The following is a 17416-nucleotide window of genomic DNA, read 5'->3' on the forward strand; positions in this document are numbered from 1 at the left end:
TCAATCGAGAAGGGTTTTATTTATTTGGGAAGAAAGAATGCTAGCGCCAAACGCCCCATTCACCTGTTGTTCCAGGTTCTTCGCCACGAGTCCACCATTGTGCGGTCCACTCACGACCATTGTGCGTTACGACATCGCCTTGGTTGTACACCGCGTCTTTGCTCCAAAGATTGGTTGGCTCGACTGGTGGTTGAGTATCGCCTTTAATCAACGATAATGCGTAACTAAAATTGGCACTCGGAGCCAATACTTGGTTCGCATAAACATTGTTCGTATCGAACATGTAGTGATTCATCGCTTCATGCCAAATACCTACATACCAATCACCGGTTTGCTGTGAGTTAAATTGATCTGCCAGTTCTGCTGCCCATGTCGTCGTGTTATTGGCATTAATAGGGAGTGAAAGGTCGACGATCTCAGTACCTGTTTCATTAAACGTACGAAAGCGCACGGTATCACCCGCCTCGACAGGACCAAACCCTTGTGGAACAAAATAGCCAAGTGACGTGAGGTTATTACCCGGATCGGTGGGATCGACAGGGTCAGTTGGTGGTGTGGTGCCATTACCATTCAACGTAATATCACTACAGTTGTAGAAACCTTCACCCGCTACATCAATACGCTGCCAACGAGTGTAAAGGATCGCATCACCCGAACGATCAGCAGGGAAGGTCACTTGCATGCGGTAGCGTTTTTCTGCATCAACATAAACGTCACCAGCCGTATCGATCAGTTCTAAATCGTCCCAAGTAAGAGGTTGCGTGTCGTCATAAGTTGGCTTGGAAAGGTAGAACTCCCAATAAGAAGGGTTATGTGGAGCTTTGCCATAGAACACCAATTCAATTTGGTTGTTGGCGTCTGGGGTGACATTGGTACGCTGCCAATTTGGCGATGGAATGTTTAGACCTTTTTTCGCCGCATCGCCTGCAGAACACAGCACTCCATCACGAACGATTGCTTGTACATGTGCCATATCACGATAATTTGGCACGTTAGCCGCCACTTCACTGCGCTGAACAAATGGGTATGCCCCCGACTCGTCATAAGCAGCCTTACACGCTTGGTTTGGAATTTCATTGGTCCAAAAGCCACCGTCTAAATAACAGGTATTTTGACGTGCGCTTGGAAACTCGACCCAGCCGTGGGCATTAACATTAAATGAGCTTAACGCTGCAATCGCGCCCAAGCTCACTAGGGGAAGGGTTACGTATGATTTCATCATTCATCCTTAAATTTTCTATCACGCTGCTCGCGAACCAAGCAACGACGTAGAAAAACTAGCAGGATGCGATTATTTAGAAGGTGAGAATAAATGCTGGAATTGTCAGATTGTAGCCTGCTTTCCAGCATTTTATGTGGACTGCAGTCATACTCGACTCACTCTTTCGAGTCACTTCAAATTGATGTGCTACAACACAATGTTCCCTATAGCGGTTATCGTTCATCTTTTGGTGTGTCCATCACCACCATGGTCGTGATTGCTTTGACATATTCGCATTCACCAAGCACGTCTGCATGAAACGCTTTGTATGCCGCAAGATCTTGAGTTTCGACACGCAACAAATATTCATTTGCCCCTGTGATGTTATGGCATTCCACCACCTCATCCACAAAACGTACATGATCTTCAAAACCGAGCTGCGCTTGCTTTGAGTGCGACGCCAAACCTATCGACACATAAGCGACAAAACCAACGCCCATTTGCTGATTGTCCAACACTGCGCGATAGCCTTTGATAGTCCCTTTGCGTTCGAGGTCTTGTACGCGGCGCAAAGTAGCAGACGGCGACAATCCAACGCGCTCAGACAGCTCTACATTGGAAATTCTTCCGTCCGATTTCAGTGCTTGCAATATTCTTTCGTCAAATCTATCCATAATGTTCTTTTGTTGTTTAAGCGAAGCATTTTCATCAAATAAAAGCACAAAATTGATGACACTTCTACCTATCATTGTGTTTGACCGGTCAGAAAACGTAACCCCTTGCCCATCACTTTGTGGCAAACATATTTGTAGGAACACACTATGGAATACTCTCAACTTGGTGCACTCGCGCTGTTTGCGTTTGTCTCGACCTTCACTCCGGGTCCAAACAACATCATGCTCATGACATCTGGCGCCAATGTCGGCTTTAAACGCACTATCCCCCATATGCTGGGGATTACCCTCGGCTTTGGCGCAATGCTGATCTTAGTTGGCATTGGCTTAATGAGCTTGTTCCATGCTTACCCGAACACGCATAGCATTCTTAAAGTATTGAGTCTGACTTACTTGCTGTACCTAACATATAAAATTGCCACCAGCAGTAAAACGGAAGTCAACGATGATTACCGCCCAATGAGCTTTTTAGGTGCAGTAGCATTTCAATGGGTCAACCCGAAAGGTTGGTCAATGGCATTAACCGCAATCACGGTATACAGCAGTGGTGGCTCTTGGCTAGAACTGGCATTCATCGCGGGTATTTTTTGCCTCGCGAATCTGCCTTCCGTGACCTTTTGGACCGCTGCTGGTATCCAGCTTCAGCGCTGGCTTACTACCTCCAAACGAGTGAAAGGATTCAACTATGGCATGGCAGCACTTTTGCTTTTGTCGACTATCCCAATGATATAAATGACAAAACAGCGAAAGATAAGTGTGACTTATGCCAAATTTCGACTAGTCCCTTGTTCGGTAAGTACAAAAAATCGCCACTTCCAAGGATGGATTGGGTCATAGTAGCAACAGCAGTGACAAGAATATTAAAAACCCTCAAACATAAGCCCTATCGATATATTCGATTTTGGCTTTTCTTTCACTGCTTTGTCGCTTTTGTTCTTGAATAGCGACTATCGATTCATTCTGACCGACAAGCACGATGCTGACAGGTCCGTCACACAAGGAGCGTTATACAATGCGTACTCGCAAGCTTATTCTTGCTACCGCTTTTGGTCTACTACTCGCGGGTTGTAGCCAAACTTCAACCACGACGACTGCCGAAGTTATCCCACCGGAATATCCCGTAGATTACTTCTTCCGTAATGCTGAAGTCTCTAGCTACCAAATCTCCCCTGCTGGAGATTACATTTCAATGATGAAACCATGGCAAGACCGTAAAAACGTATTTGTTCATCCAGTTGGTAAGCCAGAGGATGTGAAACGTATTACGTCAATTACTGGTCGTGACATCGCTTACTACTACTGGGTTGGTGATGACACCATTATTTACTCTCGCGATACGGGCGGTGATGAAAACTTCTATCTCGTAACGGTCAATGTCAAAACGGGTGAAGAGCAAACCATTACACCTACATCTGGCGTAGTGGCTTATGTGATCGACACTTTAGAAAGCCAACCAGATGACATTCTTATCACGACCAACGAACGTAACCCGCAAGTGTTTGATGTTTATCGTCATAACTTAAAAACGGGTAAGAACACGCTTGTGGCTCAAAACCCAGGGAATGTGCGTTACTGGGGTACAGACCACGATGGGAACATCCGCGTGATTTCAACTTCAGACGGCGTAAATACAGCGGTTCTGTACCGTGATGCCGTGGATGAAGAGTTCCGTCCATTGAAGAACCTCACCTTCAAAGAAGACTTCTCTCCAATCTCATTTACACCAGATAACAAGAACCTGTACGTTGCCTCACGTATCACTCGCGATAAATCAGCGATCATCGAATATGATGTGAAGGCTAACAAAGAAGTGCGCGAGATCTTCTCTCACCCAGAAGTGGACGTCACCAGTGCAAGTTACTCAAATGCACTCAACAAGCTCACAACGATCTCTTATGTGACAGACAAACGTCAGTACCATTTCCTTGATAAAGGTTATGAAGAGACTTTTGAGCGTCTGCAAGAAAAGCTACCGGGTGTTGAAATCTCGGTGAACAACACCACTCGCGACGAGAGAAAAATGATCGTCGTGACCTACAGCGACACCGACCGTCCTAATTACTACTACTACGATCGTGATTCAGACCAACTTGAGAAGTTAGCTGCAAACGCACCTTGGCATAAGCCAGAAGATATGGCGAAGATGAAGCCAATCACATATACCGCTCGTGATGGTGAAACCATCCATGGCTACTTAACGTTACCAAAAGGCCGTGAAGCGAAAGACTTGCCACTGCTTGTTCTGCCGCACGGTGGTCCTTGGGCTCGCGATCACTGGGGCTTCCAACCAGAAGTTCAGTTGTTTGCAAACCGTGGTATTGCCGTTCTACAGATGAACTTCCGTGGTTCAACAGGTTATGGTCGTGAATTCTGGGAGAAGTCATTTAAGCAATGGGGTCAGTCGATGCAGGATGACATCACTGACGGCGTTAAATGGGCGATTGACCAAGGCTACGCACAAGATGGTGAAGTATGTATCTACGGCGCATCCTACGGTGGTTACGCCACATTAGCTGGTGTGACGTTCACGCCAGACCTATATAAGTGTGGTATCGACTACGTTGGTGTGTCCAACCTCTTTACTTTCATGGATTCCATTCCACCATACTGGGCACCATTCCTAGCTATGCTGCATGAGCAAGTTGGCGATCCGAATAACCCAGAAGATGCGAAGATGATGAAAGCATACTCACCGGTATTCCATGTTGACCAAATCAAAGCTCCATTATTGGTTCTACAAGGCGCGAAAGACCCGCGTGTAGTGAAAAGCGAATCTGACCAAATCGTCAATGCTCTTCGTGAACGTGGCGTCGAAGTGGAATACATCGTGAAAGAGAATGAAGGTCATGGCTTCCGCTCTCTTGAAAATCGCCTCGATGGTTACCAAGCGATGGATCGATTCCTAAAGACACATTTGTTAGAGCAAACGCAATAAGCAACCTCTCTCATTCTACCAAGGGCACTTCGGTGCCCTTTTTTATTCTTTAAACCCAAATCTTATAAACATGGATGACGAAGTGTTCATTCGGGCGAGGTCTGTCGGAATTAAATCGCCGATTTTCACATCAGAGTGTAAATTTAGATAAAGACGCTATCTGCCTTACTGAGATGCTGTTAATCTTAGATGAGAAAGAGAATAGTTATCAAATGTAGTGAAATGTGAATTAAAATGAAAAAGAAACCACAACCAAAAAGCCTCGTTGTTATCAACACACAAACAGTAACGCCTAACATGCAGCGTATTACCCTGCAAGGCGAAGCACTAGGCAACTTTCCACAAGATTGCGAAGGCAGCTACATCAAGCTGCTGTTCAACGAAACAGGCGGTACTGACATCCAAGGCTTTTCTGAAGAAAACCGTCCAGTTATGCGTACCTACACCATTCGTCGCTTCGATCCACAAGCATGCACGATTGAAGTCGACTTCGTTCGCCACATTACTAAAGACCTACAATGTGGCTTTGCCGCGCGTTGGGCAATGTCTGCCAAAGAAGGCGACACCATCAACATCGCAGGTCCTGGCAGCATCTCGAACTTAAACACAGAAGCTGATTGGTTCTTTATGGCTGCGGATATGACGGCGTTGCCAGCGCTATCAGCGAAGATTCGCACTCTGCCAGAAGACGCAAAAGGTTATGCCGTGATCAGCGTGATTTCTGAAGCGGATATCCAAGCTCTCGAAGCGCCAGCAGGTATGGAAATCCATTGGGTCACCGAGCAATCACTCGAAGATAAAGTCCGCGCACTAGAATGGAAAACGGGTGAAGCAGCAGTGTGGTGTGCTTGTGAGTTCGACTCAATGCGCGCGCTACGCCAATACTTCCGCAACGAAAAAGAAGTGGAGCGTGAAAACCTTTACCTCAGCAGTTACTGGAAACAAGGCGTATCAGAAGATGGTCATAAGGTCATCAAACGCGAAGATGCCGAGCTAAACGAACAGTGATTTAAGAGCGCAAAAAAAGCTAAGTAACAAGATTTGCTACTTAGCTTTTAAACACATAAGTACCTATTTCTAATTTAGGCTCTCAGCCAAGAAATCAATCAGTAAGCGCACTTTTGGCGACAGGTTACGGTTTTGCGGATAGAGCGCCCAAATACCTTCGCGATCGTCTCGGTAGTCAGTTAATACTTCCACCAGCTCGCCATTGTCTAACGCCTCTTGCACGTAATAGTCTGGCAGTTGTACCAAGCCTAAGCCTCGTTTCGCTGCATCCACCAAGGCAAAACCACTGTTGCACTTAATACGACCAGAGACACGCAGAGACTTCTCACGTTTTTGCTCTTTGAAGTGCCAATAGTCAGCGGTACCCACCAAGCATTGGTGATGACTCAGTTCAGACAAGGTATGCGGCTCACCAGAGCGCTCTAAGTAAGCCGGGCTGGCACACACATACAGCTGACGCGATGAAAGGCGTTTAGCGATCAAGCTCGAGTCTTGCAAGCGTCCCAAACGAATCGCCACATCGACACCTTGCTCAATCAAATCGAGCTTTTGGTTAGTAAGAATCAGATCGAGATTTACTTGCGGGTACTTTTCTAAAAACTGGTGCAGCAGCGGAGCAAGATTCATTTCCCCATAGGTCACGGGCGCAGTCACTTTGAGCACACCTTTCGGTTCGGCTTGCATCTGAGTTACCGCCAACTCAGCTAACTCTAACCCTTCCACAAGGTGCTTACACTGTTGGTAATAAAGTTGACCAGCTTCAGTTAACGACACTTTACGCGTAGTACGATGAAGCAATTTCACTGCCAAGCGTTCTTCTAACGCTGATACACGACGGCTGATTTGCGCGACCGATGTTTTGAGCTTATTGGCTGCGCCGGTAAAGCTGTTGGTTTCTGCGACGGCGACAAATTCGCTGACGCCTTCCCAATTCGCCATGATTTTGATCCTATGGAATTCAATTTATTGCGTATTCTCACACAAAGTTAATCGCGGAGAAAACCCGTTTAAAAAGGATAGCCGACTAAATGAACCGTCTGTTGTGGCCAAATAATTTTCAGAGAGCATACCATGGTGTCATCAGTACTGACCCAATGATTTGGGGCAACTTTTATCTTCAAGTTATTGATGGGTGTATAACCACTGGATCGATAAACTGGCGTGCGACCAAATAAAACAGAAAATGCGTCGCCTCGCTCCAATGCATCCTGATGAACCGCTTCCAACAAGATTTTCACCAGCCCTAACCCGCGAGAACCGGGGTCAACACAGACTTCTGCAATACCACTAATGGGAAAAGATTGATCATCAATCATGACTTGTTTTTCGTGTACGGCAACGTGGGCAGCGAGTTTATCGCCATCCCAAATCAGATAGCGGTGACGAGGTATTTCATTGAAATAACGTTGAGTTTGAAAGATTTTGTCTTGCTTCTTGGTGAAGCAAGTGGACAGCAAAGCTCTTAACTTAGCATCGAGTTCTTGGGTGACTTCATCATCAAGCAAGTATTCAAAGCGCATGATTTACCTCATTTATTCTTCAAGGTTAAAAGTAAACCTTTGAAAACTCACTTACTGAGATATAGCGCAAATAAAAAAAGCGCAGGTTGAGCTGCGCTTTCCATTTTTGAGCCGATAAGTAAGGAAATTAAGCGTAACGCGATGCTTGAAGTCTCATTTCGAGCACGATTCCCCCTCAGTTACGACTCTTACACTGGCTTTAAAGATGAGTAATCAGCATCAAGAGCGATACCAAAATGGGTTTTAAGCGCAGATAGATACGTTTCTCCCGCTTCCAGCTCAATCTCAACGACCTCACCATTTGCTCGGTACTTTAAACTGTGATTGAACAAAGTAATGATGCCGCTATCTGTCGCCAACGCTGCAACTCGACTCGAAGTGAAATGGGAATTTGGTGAAGTCGATGTGTAGTGATTGCCGCATACGATGTCACCGTCAAATACGTGCTCAAAGTCTAAACTATACAAATCAATCCATTGCTCAGGGTCATCATAGGATTGAACTTGCAACATATAGCCAACCAACTCATGTTCGATAAATCTGAATGTTTGAAGGTCAGTATGAATATCTTGGTTGAGTACAAAGGGTAGTGGTGCGCGTGGCGTGTTAGAACCGAACCCCACATCAACGATCCACTTATCTTCCCCCATGGTCACCAAAGTGAATTGATGCGTTCGACCTGATGGTGTGCCAGACAAATGAACGCGCCCCAACAACGGTCGTGCATCAAAGCCGATGGTTTTCAGTACATTAAAAAGTAATGCATTCAATTCATAGCAATAGCCACCACGCTCGCGATAAATCAGTTTGTTAATAATGTCTTGTTCAGCAACTGAAATGCCACGCCCAAGCGCAATATCAAAGTTCTCAAAAGGCAAACGACGATGCTGAGCATTGTGTAGTAATAACAAAGTATCAGTATTGATATTCAGCGATTGAGAGATACCTACTTTCTTTAAGTAGGCTTGAAGATCTGTTTGGTTCATACCCATTCCAATTCAACGTTTTTACGGTGGCAACAACACTAAACCCTCAACTGCACTTGAGGTCAAACACCAATGCGATTTTTGTCATTCTTCTTAACCTCACTCGCACTAACAATGACGTTATCGAACTAATTATTACACATACGTAAAAATCATTTTCAATTTAGCCGGATTATCATTCTTCATGAAACACCTAAAATGGGCACCAACAAAACGACGCAGCGCAGTGAACAAACCTCAACTACGCTTATGACGTCACTCCATATACTGAGAATATAAAGGAAACATCCAATGTCGCTTGAAATCAAACCTGGTCAAACTCACATTAAATCAAAAGCAATGGTTGCATGGGCTGCTGGCGAGCCACTTAAAATGGAAGAAGTTGATGTACAACTTCCAAAGGCGGGCGAAGTGCTAGTACGCATCGTAGCAACTGGTGTTTGTCACACTGATGCATTCACACTATCAGGTGACGATCCAGAAGGTATCTTCCCTTCAATCCTTGGTCACGAAGGTGGCGGTATCGTTGAAATGGTTGGCGAAGGCGTAACAAGCGTTGAAGTTGGCGACCACGTTATCCCACTTTACACAGCTGAATGTGGTGAGTGTAAGTTCTGTAAATCTGGCAAAACTAACCTATGTCAGGCAGTTCGTGAAACTCAAGGTAAAGGTCTAATGCCAGATGGCACAAGCCGTTTCTCTATCAACGGTGAGACTATTTTCCACTACATGGGTTGTTCTACTTTCTCTGAGTACACGGTTCTTCCAGAAATCTCACTAGCGAAAGTAAACAAAGAAGCACCACTTGAAGAAGTTTGTCTTCTAGGTTGTGGCGTAACCACTGGTATGGGTGCGGTACTAAACACAGCTAAAGTTGAAAAAGGCGACACAGTTGCTGTATTCGGTCTAGGCGGTATCGGTCTTTCTGCAATCATCGGTGCTCGTATGGCTGGAGCAAGCCGCATCATCGGTGTCGACATCAACGAAAGTAAATTCGACCTAGCGAAACAACTTGGTGCTACAGACGTCATCAACCCAATGAAGTTCGACAAGCCAATCCAAGACGTTATCGTTGAGATGACAGACGGTGGTGTTGATTACTCATTCGAATGTATCGGTAACGTAAACGTGATGCGTCAAGCACTTGAGTGCTGTCACAAAGGTTGGGGTGAGTCAGTAATCATTGGTGTTGCTGGTGCAGGTCAAGAGATCTCAACTCGTCCATTCCAACTGGTAACTGGTCGCGTATGGCGCGGTTCTGCTTTCGGTGGCGTTAAAGGTCGCTCTGAGCTTCCAGAAATCGTAAACCGTTACATGGCTGGCGAGTTCGGTCTACAAGAATTCATCACGCACACGATGGGTCTACAAGACGTGAACGAAGCGTTCGAACTGATGCACAAAGGTGAATCTATCCGTACCGTTCTTCACATGGATAAATAATCCAAGATAACGGTTCACGTAATGTGACTGATATTTGAAAATTTGAAACAGGCTCTCTTCTCTCTTGGACACGTTTTCTTTTGGGAAGAGAGCCATCCGCTGTCTTTAACGGTCTTGTCCACCGTTAAAAATCGTTGTTTTAAATACTCACAGTTTTAAACAAACATTGTTTTATCGAGAGATTATCCATGACCATTGAAAGCCTAAGCCAAGCCAAAGTATTCGGTGGTTGGCATAAACAATATACACACGAATCTCGCGCTTTAAATTGCAACATGCGCTTTGCGATCTTCTTGCCGCCAAATGCAACCAAATCAAACCCAGTGCCTGTGGTTTACTGGTTGTCTGGTTTGACGTGTACTGATGAGAACTTCATGCAGAAAGCCGGTGCGTTTCGCATGGCTGCTGAGTTAGGTATCGCCATTGTGGCACCGGATACTAGCCCACGTGGTGACGACGTTGCAGACGACGAGAACTACGATTTAGGGAAAGGCGCGGGTTTCTACCTAAACGCCACTCAAGAGCCGTGGTCGCGTCACTACCACATGTACGATTACATCACCCAAGAGCTACCTGCGATCATTGAAAGCAACTTCCCTGTCTCTGACGTGAAGTCGATTTCGGGTCATAGCATGGGTGGTCATGGTGCAATTACCATTGGTTTGAAGAATTCAGATCAATACCGCTCAATTTCTGCTTTCAGCCCAATCAGTAACCCAATGCAATGCCCTTGGGGTCAGAAAGCGTTTACCGCTTACCTAGGCACCGATATTGAAAGCTGGAAACAATACGACGCAAGTGAATTACTCAAACAAGCAAAATCACCATTGCCAATCTTGGTAGACCAAGGTGATGCTGATAACTTCCTTGCTGAGCAATTGAAGCCTGATGCGTTACTGGCGGCAGCAAAAGCTCATGATTCTGAAGTTGAACTGCGCATGCAGCCAGGTTACGACCACAGCTACTTCTTTATCTCTAGCTTTATCGCTGAACACTTGAACTTCCACGCTGAGTACTTATTTGCTTAACCTTGGTTGTGACATAAGAAAAACGATAAAAAACTGAATGGTTAAATATACAAAGCCACCCACTTATTGGGTGGCTTTTTGCGTTTTAAAAACACTCACCTTCTCTTTACAAAACCACCATTGCAATTGCTCTGATTGGTGTCTAACTTGTAAGGGAGCGCTATTCGCTTACTAGGGTCTATAGACCCGAATAGGACCCTATGAAAAAACCATCGTCAGTTATCATTAGTACCACCTGTTTCAGCTTTTTGCTCGCCTCTCCAATGGCTCAGGCAATCAACTTTTTTGATCCCATTGATGGGCAATTGGACATGGGAGAATATCTGGCTGAAAACGCTTATGGATTTCTGCCCGTCCCGATAGTGATTACCGAGCCCGCCGTGGGCTATGGCTTGGGCTTCACTGGCGTGTTTTTGCATGAATCCGATGAGCAACGGGAGAAAAGGCGCAAACTGGCAGAAACCTCTCTCGATGGTGGTGCGCAGCTACTAACACCAGCCATTACTGCAATCGGTGGTTTCGCCACCGAAAACGGCACTTGGATGGGCTTCTTAGGGCACCGCCGGACGTGGGCGCAAGACACGGTGCGTTACCTAGGTGGAGTGGGTTATGGCGACTTCAATATGACCTTCTATCCGCAATCCACCTTGCCGGGCTTAGATAGCGTCTTTAACGGCAAAGGGTTAGATTTCGAAATAACTGGCGGTGGCATGCTCAACCATCTTCAATACCGCATTATACCCAAGTAACCTCGAGATGCTCGGTTCAGCGAGAATGACTGGGTTTGTAGACGCGGCGGCGATTTAAAGGTCTAGCGGGTCTAAATCAAGAATCGAACTCGAATCAATGACAACGCTCTGAATCCTGCATCTTGAAGTCACTTGGGTATATTGATGCCCCGCTGTTTATCGGTGTGAAACAGCTCTATTTCGTCACCGATCAGAAAATCACCAACTCCCCTGTTGCCGATAAGTTATTGCAAACCCTGACCAATACCTCTCCGACTACCTCTGGATTGGGTCTGACACTGGAATGGGACAGCAGAAACAACTTCTTTAGTCCGACGCAAGGCTACAACTACAAAGCCGAATACCTTTGGTACAACGACGCGATTGGCAGTGATTACGAATACGAACAACTGGATGTGGAAGGCATTAACTATTGGGAGTTAGCGGATCGATGGTCGCTAGCGCTACGTGGTCAATACAAATCTCTTTACACTGACGAACGCTTTTTACCACCAGCGTCTTATCCAGACATTGAACTGCGTGGCGTTGCGAGAAATCGTTATCAAGGGGACGAGACACTGTCAGTCGAATCACAACTGAGCTATCAGTGGAACACGCGCTGGTCGACGAATGTTTTCGGCGGCTTTGGCTACGCTTCAACCGAAGCATCACTATTCGAAAACAACGCCGAATACGCTTACGGCGTGGGCTTTCGTTACCTCATCGCTCGTCGTTATGGTCTGCAAGCAGGCATGGACTTCGCCTTTAGCGATGAAGACAGTGCAGTGTATTTCCAAGTGGGCTCAGGCATCTAAACCCACTTATACCCAGTAACTTCAAGATGCTGGATTCAGAGCCAAATCTCTACTCATGTTTCGGGTTCGCACCATATTGGTTCGAGCCTTCTTCACTGTCTTGGATGAGAAAGTACAGCAGCACTAAGACACCAATGATGGGCACAAAAGCGATCAACGCCCACCACCCAGTTCGTCCTGAGTCGTGTAAACGCCGCACGGTAACCGCAATCGATGGGATCATAATGAACAGGGCATAAATCACACCAAAGAAGCCAAAATTGTCCATTTGCATCACACTGCCGATCACTCGATCGATGATGCCCATCACTAAATTGACCAACACATTCACTAACGTAAAGTACCAATACTCTTGGCGTCTAGCCCTACCACTAAAGTTGGAGTAATTGAGGATGACCCTGTAGTACCAATCAAACATATCGCTTCTCCTAATGAGATGAAAGTGTCGCGAAAGTTAGACAACGTGAGGCAAACTGCACACAAAATAGACTAAATAATGTATTCATCCAATAGTTCTATTTTTAACTATGTCATTAACCTTGACGTATATTCCACCAACGGTTACTTTTCACCCATAACGTATTATATAAATCCATCAAGTTGGCTCTATTATTAATAAATAACCGAAATTTCTGCGGATCGATGTAGTGACGCTATCCCGCCGAAACAAGGGCAATAAATCAAAGGGCACAAGATGAGAAAAACAGTGGCACTCGCTTTGCTTTTGTTTGCACCGACACTTTTTGCAAACACGATACAGTTTAGCAGTCCTGAGAAATCCGATGTTGTTGTGGCATTAAAAGACCTAGAGTCATTGCCTCAAACTACCTACACCACCAAACTACCTTGGCTCGAAACGCCAGCCGAGTTTGAAGGTGTTAAGTTAAGCATCCTATTACAAAATGCATTTGGACAAGTACCCCAGCGTGTTGAAGTACGTGCATTGAATGACTACCACTCCGATTTATCTCGTGAAGATATCCTTCGTTACCAGCCTATCGTGGCGTACAAACAAAATCATAAATACATCAAGATCCGAAACAAAGGTCCCTACTGGTTGATCTATTCTATAAATAAATACCCAGAACTAGACATTGCCCCATACCATTCGCAAATGGTCTGGCAAATCAACAGGATCAGCGTGAAAGAAGAATAACAATGAAGGCGAAACCCCATCCTACAAAACAAGGTCCATTTTCGACTAAGAGTAAGTTATTGTTGTTGATTTTTTCATCGACATTGCTGCTCGCCAACATCGTATTATTGAAAGAAACCCGAGCACTTACCCAAAGCTACTCTGCCCAACAAAACCAAGCGACTTGGTTTTTATTTCATTTATCTAAAGAGTTATCGGAATTAGTGGGTGAAGCGCGTCGGCTCAATGAGAGCGTGATGAACATTGATGGAGCCGAGCTGCAATATGAGTTAGCTTGGAGCCGTTTTGATTTGCTGATCAACAACAAAGAAGCGGACTCTTTCCTATCAAGAGAAGAAGTACGCGTGTACTTTGTCTCTCTATTCGATAAATTTCAACAACTCGAACCCATCTTAGTTGAAGCCAAAACAGGCAGCAGTGTGGCTGCTAATCAGTTTTACCGCGCAACGCAAAATCTATACATGGAAATGATTGACTACGTCACCCAGAACTTCCGTGTTGCAAGCCCGCTTTATCAGCAACAGCAAGTTCGTGCGTACAATTTGCTGCAAGCACAATACATCTTATTGGGCATTTTCGTGCTTACTGTGGCGCTGCTGACCTACTTCTATAAGCAAGAATCGAAGTTCCACAAACAACTCGCGTTAAGTGATCCACTGACGAATCTTGCCAACCGCAGTGCTTTGTTTCTCGATTTACATCGCAAGGAAGAAACCAAAACCCCGTTTTCGCTGCTCCTACTCGATCTGAACGGCTTTAAGAACATAAACGATACGTTGGGACATCAAGCGGGTGACATCGCTTTAATCGAGATAGCAAAGCGCTTAAACGACATGGCATTGGATGACTTTACTGTCTATCGCATGGGTGGTGACGAGTTTGCCGTAATCATCAACACAACCGACGAGAACAAAATTACCGAAGCAACGCACCACGTCCATGTAGTGTTTGAGAAACCGATTCTCGCCTCCGACCAAGCCGGAGCCCTATCCACCAGTTTAGGTGCAGCGAGCTACCCGCAAGATGCCGACAACATTGACTTCCTAATCAATTTAGCGGATAAGCGCATGTACAAAATGAAATTCCAACGTTAAACGGATAACCATGATGAAAAATTTCATGCGAGCGGTGTTATTACTGCTAGTGATCGCGCTTGGTGTGTTGGCTTGGGTCTTTATCCCATCCCACGAGACAGTGGGCGCACAAACTCTCAAAGAGGCGCTCAACGACAACTACACACTAGTTGGTCATCGCATTCACTCTACAGACCCTGACGCGGGTAACATGTTCGGTTACTTTGTTGTATACAAAGGCGCAAGCACCGAAAACCTAGAGCCGTTTTTGGTAACTTCTGACCAGTTTATTCGTATGGAGCAAACCGGCGACAACATGCTAGCTCTAACCGTGAATGGTCGTATTTACCGTTACCACAATGATTTGTGGGTAGAAAACCCAGATGGCAAGCTACAACACTGGTTTGTAAGTGCGACAGCGAAATACGTACGCTAACTCATACCTGTTTGAGCCTTAGACAAACAAAAGCCCCGCTCATCAAATGGCGGGGCTTTTTTATGCTTGAGATTCGTTAAGCGGCGATTAAAGCACTTTTTCTTTGATGACCTTCATCACACCCGAATCACGGTTACTTGGTGCTGAGAAGCGCGCCACTTTTTTTACTGCTTCATGTGCGTTTTCCATCGCATAGGAATGCTCACTCACTTGCAGCATTTCTAGGTCATTGAGGTAATCACCAAACGTCATCGTCTCTTCAGGACCGAAACCCATGGTTTGTTGAAGGTGCTTGATCGCCGCCCCTTTTGACGCTTCTGCGTTCATCACATCAAGCCAGATCTTCGCACTCACCACCACTTGATGACTGTGACCAAACTTCTCACTCATTGTAGGGAATACCAATTCTTCAGAGCCATCAAAGTGACAGATTGCGACCTTGATAAATTCGTCCTCTACTGCCAGCAAATCCGGCACGTATTCGCAACGGTGGTAGTATTTCTGGAACTCTTCTAACGCTTTTGGATCTTTGGTTTCGATGTAAGCCGAACGCTTACCACACAGTACAAGGTGTGTGCCTTCTACCGCACGTGCCGCTTTTACTATCTCATCGATTTCCGATTTCGGAATGGTGCAGCTATAAAGCTCTTTGTCTTGGTGCATCACCAAGGTGCCATTTTCTGCCACGTAAATCATACGGTCTTGAATTGGCGCAAACGTATCACGCAAACTGTAGTACTGACGACCTGACGCTGCGGAGAATAAAATGCCCTTCTCTTCAAGCTGTAAAAACAGGTCAAAAAACTCTGGGTCTAGACGACCATATTGGTCAAGTAAGGTGCCATCCATATCGGTGGCGATGAATTTGATGCTAGCTTGTGACATGACTTTAACTCAAAAGTGAAGCAGCTCAGGTCACTCTTTGAATGAAAACAGGCTGCAAAAAATAGTCACGCTAAGGTACAGGATCTTGGATGAATCTCAAGCTGAAATCACCGAGTCTTTACCGAGTTTCACTTTGAGAATAACAGGGGATTACGCCGTTTCTACTACACTATCAGGCTCCATCATTGGTCGCATAAGGTCTAAACTGCGAACCGTGCCAATCAAGAAATCCAACTCACGATAAATCTCCGCGACCGCTTCAAACTCACCCGCAGGTTCATCCAATTTAGGCTCAAACAGCTCTTTCCAATGCGAGATGGCGATGTAGAGCTTTCCGTTTACTTGAGAAAGCGACAAGCTAGAAAACTCACTTTCACGACGAAAAGTCAGCACACGCTCCATCAATTCATCCGTTAACAATTGCTTTGCCGTGTCTAAATCGTCGCTATACACCTCATACTGCTGGTCAAATTCTGGATTGCCCAGTCGGACTCGTTTACCTATTTGAATCTTGAAGAAGCTATCCCACAACTTTTCGCGCAAGGTTGGGGTATCATCACGATCAGTCAGCACAAAGGTGCAAATGTCTTCATTCATCGGAACGTCGATTTCGCAAAACAACCCCGCAAAAAATACGTGATGCTTACTCGAACTGTCACTTCCAGAGCTGATGAGCTTTGATGCTTGAATCTCAGACATCACCACTTTGGCTTCACCGATGGTACCCGAAATAAAATCATCACTTTCGAAACCATCACAGCGGTCTAAGTACAAACCACTACGCTCAAAGGTATCTTTGTCAAGCTTGCGGCTTGGGTCCCAAGTCAGTGAAGGCTCAATGTGTGCCAACAAACTCTGCATAATGTATTGCTTGTAGGTTGTACGATACTCATTGTGCTTTTTGTTGAAGTAAGCCCAACCGCCGAGCAACAATGCCAAGAGCACAAACATGGTAGCGAAGGTGGCAATATCAAAAGCCACTGCTCCAAAGAAAACACACACCGCGACACCAAGAAACTTGCGGCGACGAAGCGCTTCTAAACGTAAAGCTTCCAGCGGTTCGAGCTTATGTCGCAAATCATTTTCAAACAGAGTTTTGAGTTGATCAGTGGTCATCACATTCCTTTTTATTTACGTACAGAGTCCATTACCAACAATTGCAAGGTGAATCATTGCCACCGCTACAGGCATCACTCGGGACGCAATCTAAAGAGTTGCATCCCATATCCGTTACACAAGATGAGTCTTTGTTCTTACGCCGCTTGCGATTACGGGAAGGTTCCTCAGTTTGAAGACGCTGATGAGCATGTCTACAGCGTGTAAACTGGTCTTGAACACTGGTATAGCTAGAAAACACGCCTTTACGTTGAATTATTTTGCTGATGGCTGCAGAACAAGAATCCGTGCCGTAGTACACCGCATGAGCACAACGGAACCCTTTATGTGGGGATAAATAGCGTTGATAAAATCGTATCAATGCCAACACCAGTTTCGACATGCTTTTCCTTTTGCATCTAATAAATCATTCGAG

The 17416-nt window shown here is 45.5% G+C and carries 17 protein-coding genes and 1 pseudogene; 9 read left to right on the forward strand and 9 right to left on the reverse strand.

What is annotated here, in order from left to right; translation table 11 throughout:
• Nucleotides 1–40: 40 nt before the first annotated feature.
• Both MHO32_RS08360 and MHO32_RS08365 read right to left on the reverse strand, forming a co-directional pair.
• Complete coding sequence (locus tag MHO32_RS08360; RefSeq protein ID WP_239211322.1) at nucleotides 41–1219, reverse strand: lytic polysaccharide monooxygenase; 1179 nt, start codon at nucleotides 1217–1219, stop codon at nucleotides 41–43.
• A 215-nt stretch (nucleotides 1220–1434) separates the two neighbouring features.
• Nucleotides 1435–1875, reverse strand: a complete 441-nt coding sequence (locus MHO32_RS08365; RefSeq protein WP_045486755.1) for an Lrp/AsnC family transcriptional regulator — start codon at nucleotides 1873–1875, stop codon at nucleotides 1435–1437.
• Nucleotides 1876–2022: 147 nt separating this feature from the next.
• Here MHO32_RS08365 and MHO32_RS08370 point away from each other — a divergent pair, with 147 nt between their 5' ends.
• The 3 genes from MHO32_RS08370 (at nucleotide 2023) to MHO32_RS08380 (ending at nucleotide 5818) form a co-directional block, all read left to right on the forward strand.
• Nucleotides 2023–2607, forward strand: a complete 585-nt coding sequence (locus tag MHO32_RS08370; RefSeq protein WP_239211168.1) for a LysE family translocator — start codon at nucleotides 2023–2025, stop codon at nucleotides 2605–2607.
• Between the two features lie 280 nt (nucleotides 2608–2887).
• Nucleotides 2888–4810, forward strand: a complete 1923-nt coding sequence (locus MHO32_RS08375; protein ID WP_239211169.1) for a S9 family peptidase — start codon at nucleotides 2888–2890, stop codon at nucleotides 4808–4810.
• Nucleotides 4811–5044: 234 nt separating this feature from the next.
• On the forward strand, nucleotides 5045–5818 hold the full coding sequence (locus MHO32_RS08380) for a siderophore-interacting protein (RefSeq protein WP_239211171.1): 774 nt from the start codon (nucleotides 5045–5047) through the stop codon (nucleotides 5816–5818).
• Nucleotides 5819–5887: 69 nt separating this feature from the next.
• On the opposite strand, the gene MHO32_RS08385 is transcribed toward MHO32_RS08380, so the two are convergent.
• The 3 genes from MHO32_RS08385 to MHO32_RS08395 form a co-directional block, all read right to left on the reverse strand.
• Nucleotides 5888–6757, reverse strand: a complete 870-nt coding sequence (locus MHO32_RS08385) for a LysR family transcriptional regulator (protein ID WP_005447289.1) — start codon at nucleotides 6755–6757, stop codon at nucleotides 5888–5890.
• A gap of 68 nt (nucleotides 6758–6825) precedes the next feature.
• Nucleotides 6826–7338: a GNAT family N-acetyltransferase gene (locus tag MHO32_RS08390; RefSeq protein WP_114320328.1), complete on the reverse strand. Its 513-nt coding sequence runs from the start codon at nucleotides 7336–7338 to the stop codon at nucleotides 6826–6828.
• 188 nt (nucleotides 7339–7526) lie between these two features.
• On the reverse strand, nucleotides 7527–8324 hold the full coding sequence (locus tag MHO32_RS08395) for an arylamine N-acetyltransferase family protein (protein ID WP_049535081.1): 798 nt from the start codon (nucleotides 8322–8324) through the stop codon (nucleotides 7527–7529).
• Nucleotides 8325–8615: 291 nt separating this feature from the next.
• Here MHO32_RS08395 and MHO32_RS08400 point away from each other — a divergent pair, with 291 nt between their 5' ends.
• The 3 genes and pseudogenes from MHO32_RS08400 to MHO32_RS25890 all read left to right on the forward strand — a co-directional run bounded on the left by MHO32_RS08400 (nucleotide 8616) and on the right by MHO32_RS25890 (nucleotide 12335).
• The gene (locus MHO32_RS08400; protein WP_005447284.1) at nucleotides 8616–9764 is read left to right on the forward strand and encodes an S-(hydroxymethyl)glutathione dehydrogenase/class III alcohol dehydrogenase; all 1149 of its coding nucleotides are present in this window, start codon (nucleotides 8616–8618) and stop codon (nucleotides 9762–9764) included.
• 188 nt (nucleotides 9765–9952) lie between these two features.
• A complete protein-coding gene (fghA, locus tag MHO32_RS08405) occupies nucleotides 9953–10792 on the forward strand; it encodes an S-formylglutathione hydrolase (RefSeq protein ID WP_239211173.1) in 840 nt (279 codons plus the stop codon).
• A gap of 200 nt (nucleotides 10793–10992) precedes the next feature.
• Nucleotides 10993–12335: pseudogene (locus MHO32_RS25890) on the forward strand (BamA/TamA family outer membrane protein).
• 49 nt (nucleotides 12336–12384) lie between these two features.
• Here the strand turns inward: MHO32_RS25890 and MHO32_RS08420 are convergent.
• Nucleotides 12385–12753, reverse strand: coding sequence for a DUF805 domain-containing protein (locus MHO32_RS08420; protein ID WP_017189737.1), 369 nt, complete (start codon nucleotides 12751–12753; stop codon nucleotides 12385–12387).
• A 276-nt stretch (nucleotides 12754–13029) separates the two neighbouring features.
• Between MHO32_RS08420 and MHO32_RS08425 the strand changes: the two genes are divergently transcribed.
• From MHO32_RS08425 to MHO32_RS08435, 3 genes are read left to right on the forward strand one after another with little or no spacing between them, the layout of a single operon-like run.
• Nucleotides 13030–13491: a hypothetical protein gene (locus tag MHO32_RS08425; RefSeq protein WP_005447276.1), complete on the forward strand. Its 462-nt coding sequence runs from the start codon at nucleotides 13030–13032 to the stop codon at nucleotides 13489–13491.
• Nucleotides 13492–13493: 2 nt separating this feature from the next.
• A complete protein-coding gene (locus MHO32_RS08430; protein ID WP_005447275.1) occupies nucleotides 13494–14585 on the forward strand; it encodes a GGDEF domain-containing protein in 1092 nt (363 codons plus the stop codon).
• Between the two features lie 10 nt (nucleotides 14586–14595).
• Nucleotides 14596–15000 (forward strand): hypothetical protein, encoded by a 405-nt coding sequence (locus tag MHO32_RS08435; protein WP_239211177.1) that lies wholly within the window; start codon nucleotides 14596–14598, stop codon nucleotides 14998–15000.
• 87 nt (nucleotides 15001–15087) lie between these two features.
• Here the strand turns inward: MHO32_RS08435 and MHO32_RS08440 are convergent, their stop codons facing one another.
• From MHO32_RS08440 to yidD, 3 genes are all read right to left on the reverse strand, one after another.
• Entirely contained in the window at nucleotides 15088–15885 is a 798-nt protein-coding gene (locus tag MHO32_RS08440; protein ID WP_239211179.1) for a Cof-type HAD-IIB family hydrolase, read from the reverse strand.
• Between the two features lie 150 nt (nucleotides 15886–16035).
• Nucleotides 16036–17001, reverse strand: coding sequence for a DUF3137 domain-containing protein (locus MHO32_RS08445; protein ID WP_187993358.1), 966 nt, complete (start codon nucleotides 16999–17001; stop codon nucleotides 16036–16038).
• Between the two features lie 31 nt (nucleotides 17002–17032).
• Nucleotides 17033–17383, reverse strand: a complete 351-nt coding sequence (gene yidD, locus MHO32_RS25895; protein ID WP_079401627.1) for a membrane protein insertion efficiency factor YidD — start codon at nucleotides 17381–17383, stop codon at nucleotides 17033–17035.
• Between the last annotated feature and the right edge of the window lie 33 nt (nucleotides 17384–17416).

This window comes from Vibrio sp. MMH1-50 (assembly GCF_022347645.1).
Lineage (GTDB): Bacteria > Pseudomonadota > Gammaproteobacteria > Enterobacterales > Vibrionaceae > Vibrio > Vibrio harveyi.

Excerpts from the sequence above, each read along its gene's own strand:
- MHO32_RS08395 (WP_049535081.1), bottom strand. The coding sequence starts at position 8,324 with ATGAACCAAACAGATCTTCAAGCCTACTTAAAGAAAGTAGGTATCTCT.
- MHO32_RS08375 (WP_239211169.1), top strand. The coding sequence starts at position 2,888 with ATGCGTACTCGCAAGCTTATTCTTGCTACCGCTTTTGGTCTACTACTC.
- MHO32_RS08420 (WP_017189737.1), bottom strand. The coding sequence starts at position 12,753 with ATGTTTGATTGGTACTACAGGGTCATCCTCAATTACTCCAACTTTAGT.
- MHO32_RS08370 (WP_239211168.1), top strand. The coding sequence starts at position 2,023 with ATGGAATACTCTCAACTTGGTGCACTCGCGCTGTTTGCGTTTGTCTCG.
- MHO32_RS08425 (WP_005447276.1), top strand. The coding sequence starts at position 13,030 with ATGAGAAAAACAGTGGCACTCGCTTTGCTTTTGTTTGCACCGACACTT.
- MHO32_RS08385 (WP_005447289.1), bottom strand. The coding sequence starts at position 6,757 with ATGGCGAATTGGGAAGGCGTCAGCGAATTTGTCGCCGTCGCAGAAACC.
- MHO32_RS08445 (WP_187993358.1), bottom strand. The coding sequence starts at position 17,001 with ATGACCACTGATCAACTCAAAACTCTGTTTGAAAATGATTTGCGACAT.
- MHO32_RS08435 (WP_239211177.1), top strand. The coding sequence starts at position 14,596 with ATGATGAAAAATTTCATGCGAGCGGTGTTATTACTGCTAGTGATCGCG.
- fghA (WP_239211173.1), top strand. The coding sequence starts at position 9,953 with ATGACCATTGAAAGCCTAAGCCAAGCCAAAGTATTCGGTGGTTGGCAT.
- MHO32_RS08430 (WP_005447275.1), top strand. The coding sequence starts at position 13,494 with ATGAAGGCGAAACCCCATCCTACAAAACAAGGTCCATTTTCGACTAAG.
- MHO32_RS08380 (WP_239211171.1), top strand. The coding sequence starts at position 5,045 with ATGAAAAAGAAACCACAACCAAAAAGCCTCGTTGTTATCAACACACAA.
- MHO32_RS08400 (WP_005447284.1), top strand. The coding sequence starts at position 8,616 with ATGTCGCTTGAAATCAAACCTGGTCAAACTCACATTAAATCAAAAGCA.
- MHO32_RS08440 (WP_239211179.1), bottom strand. The coding sequence starts at position 15,885 with ATGTCACAAGCTAGCATCAAATTCATCGCCACCGATATGGATGGCACC.
- MHO32_RS08390 (WP_114320328.1), bottom strand. The coding sequence starts at position 7,338 with ATGCGCTTTGAATACTTGCTTGATGATGAAGTCACCCAAGAACTCGAT.
- MHO32_RS08360 (WP_239211322.1), bottom strand. The coding sequence starts at position 1,219 with ATGAAATCATACGTAACCCTTCCCCTAGTGAGCTTGGGCGCGATTGCA.
- yidD (WP_079401627.1), bottom strand. The coding sequence starts at position 17,383 with ATGTCGAAACTGGTGTTGGCATTGATACGATTTTATCAACGCTATTTA.
- MHO32_RS08365 (WP_045486755.1), bottom strand. The coding sequence starts at position 1,875 with ATGGATAGATTTGACGAAAGAATATTGCAAGCACTGAAATCGGACGGA.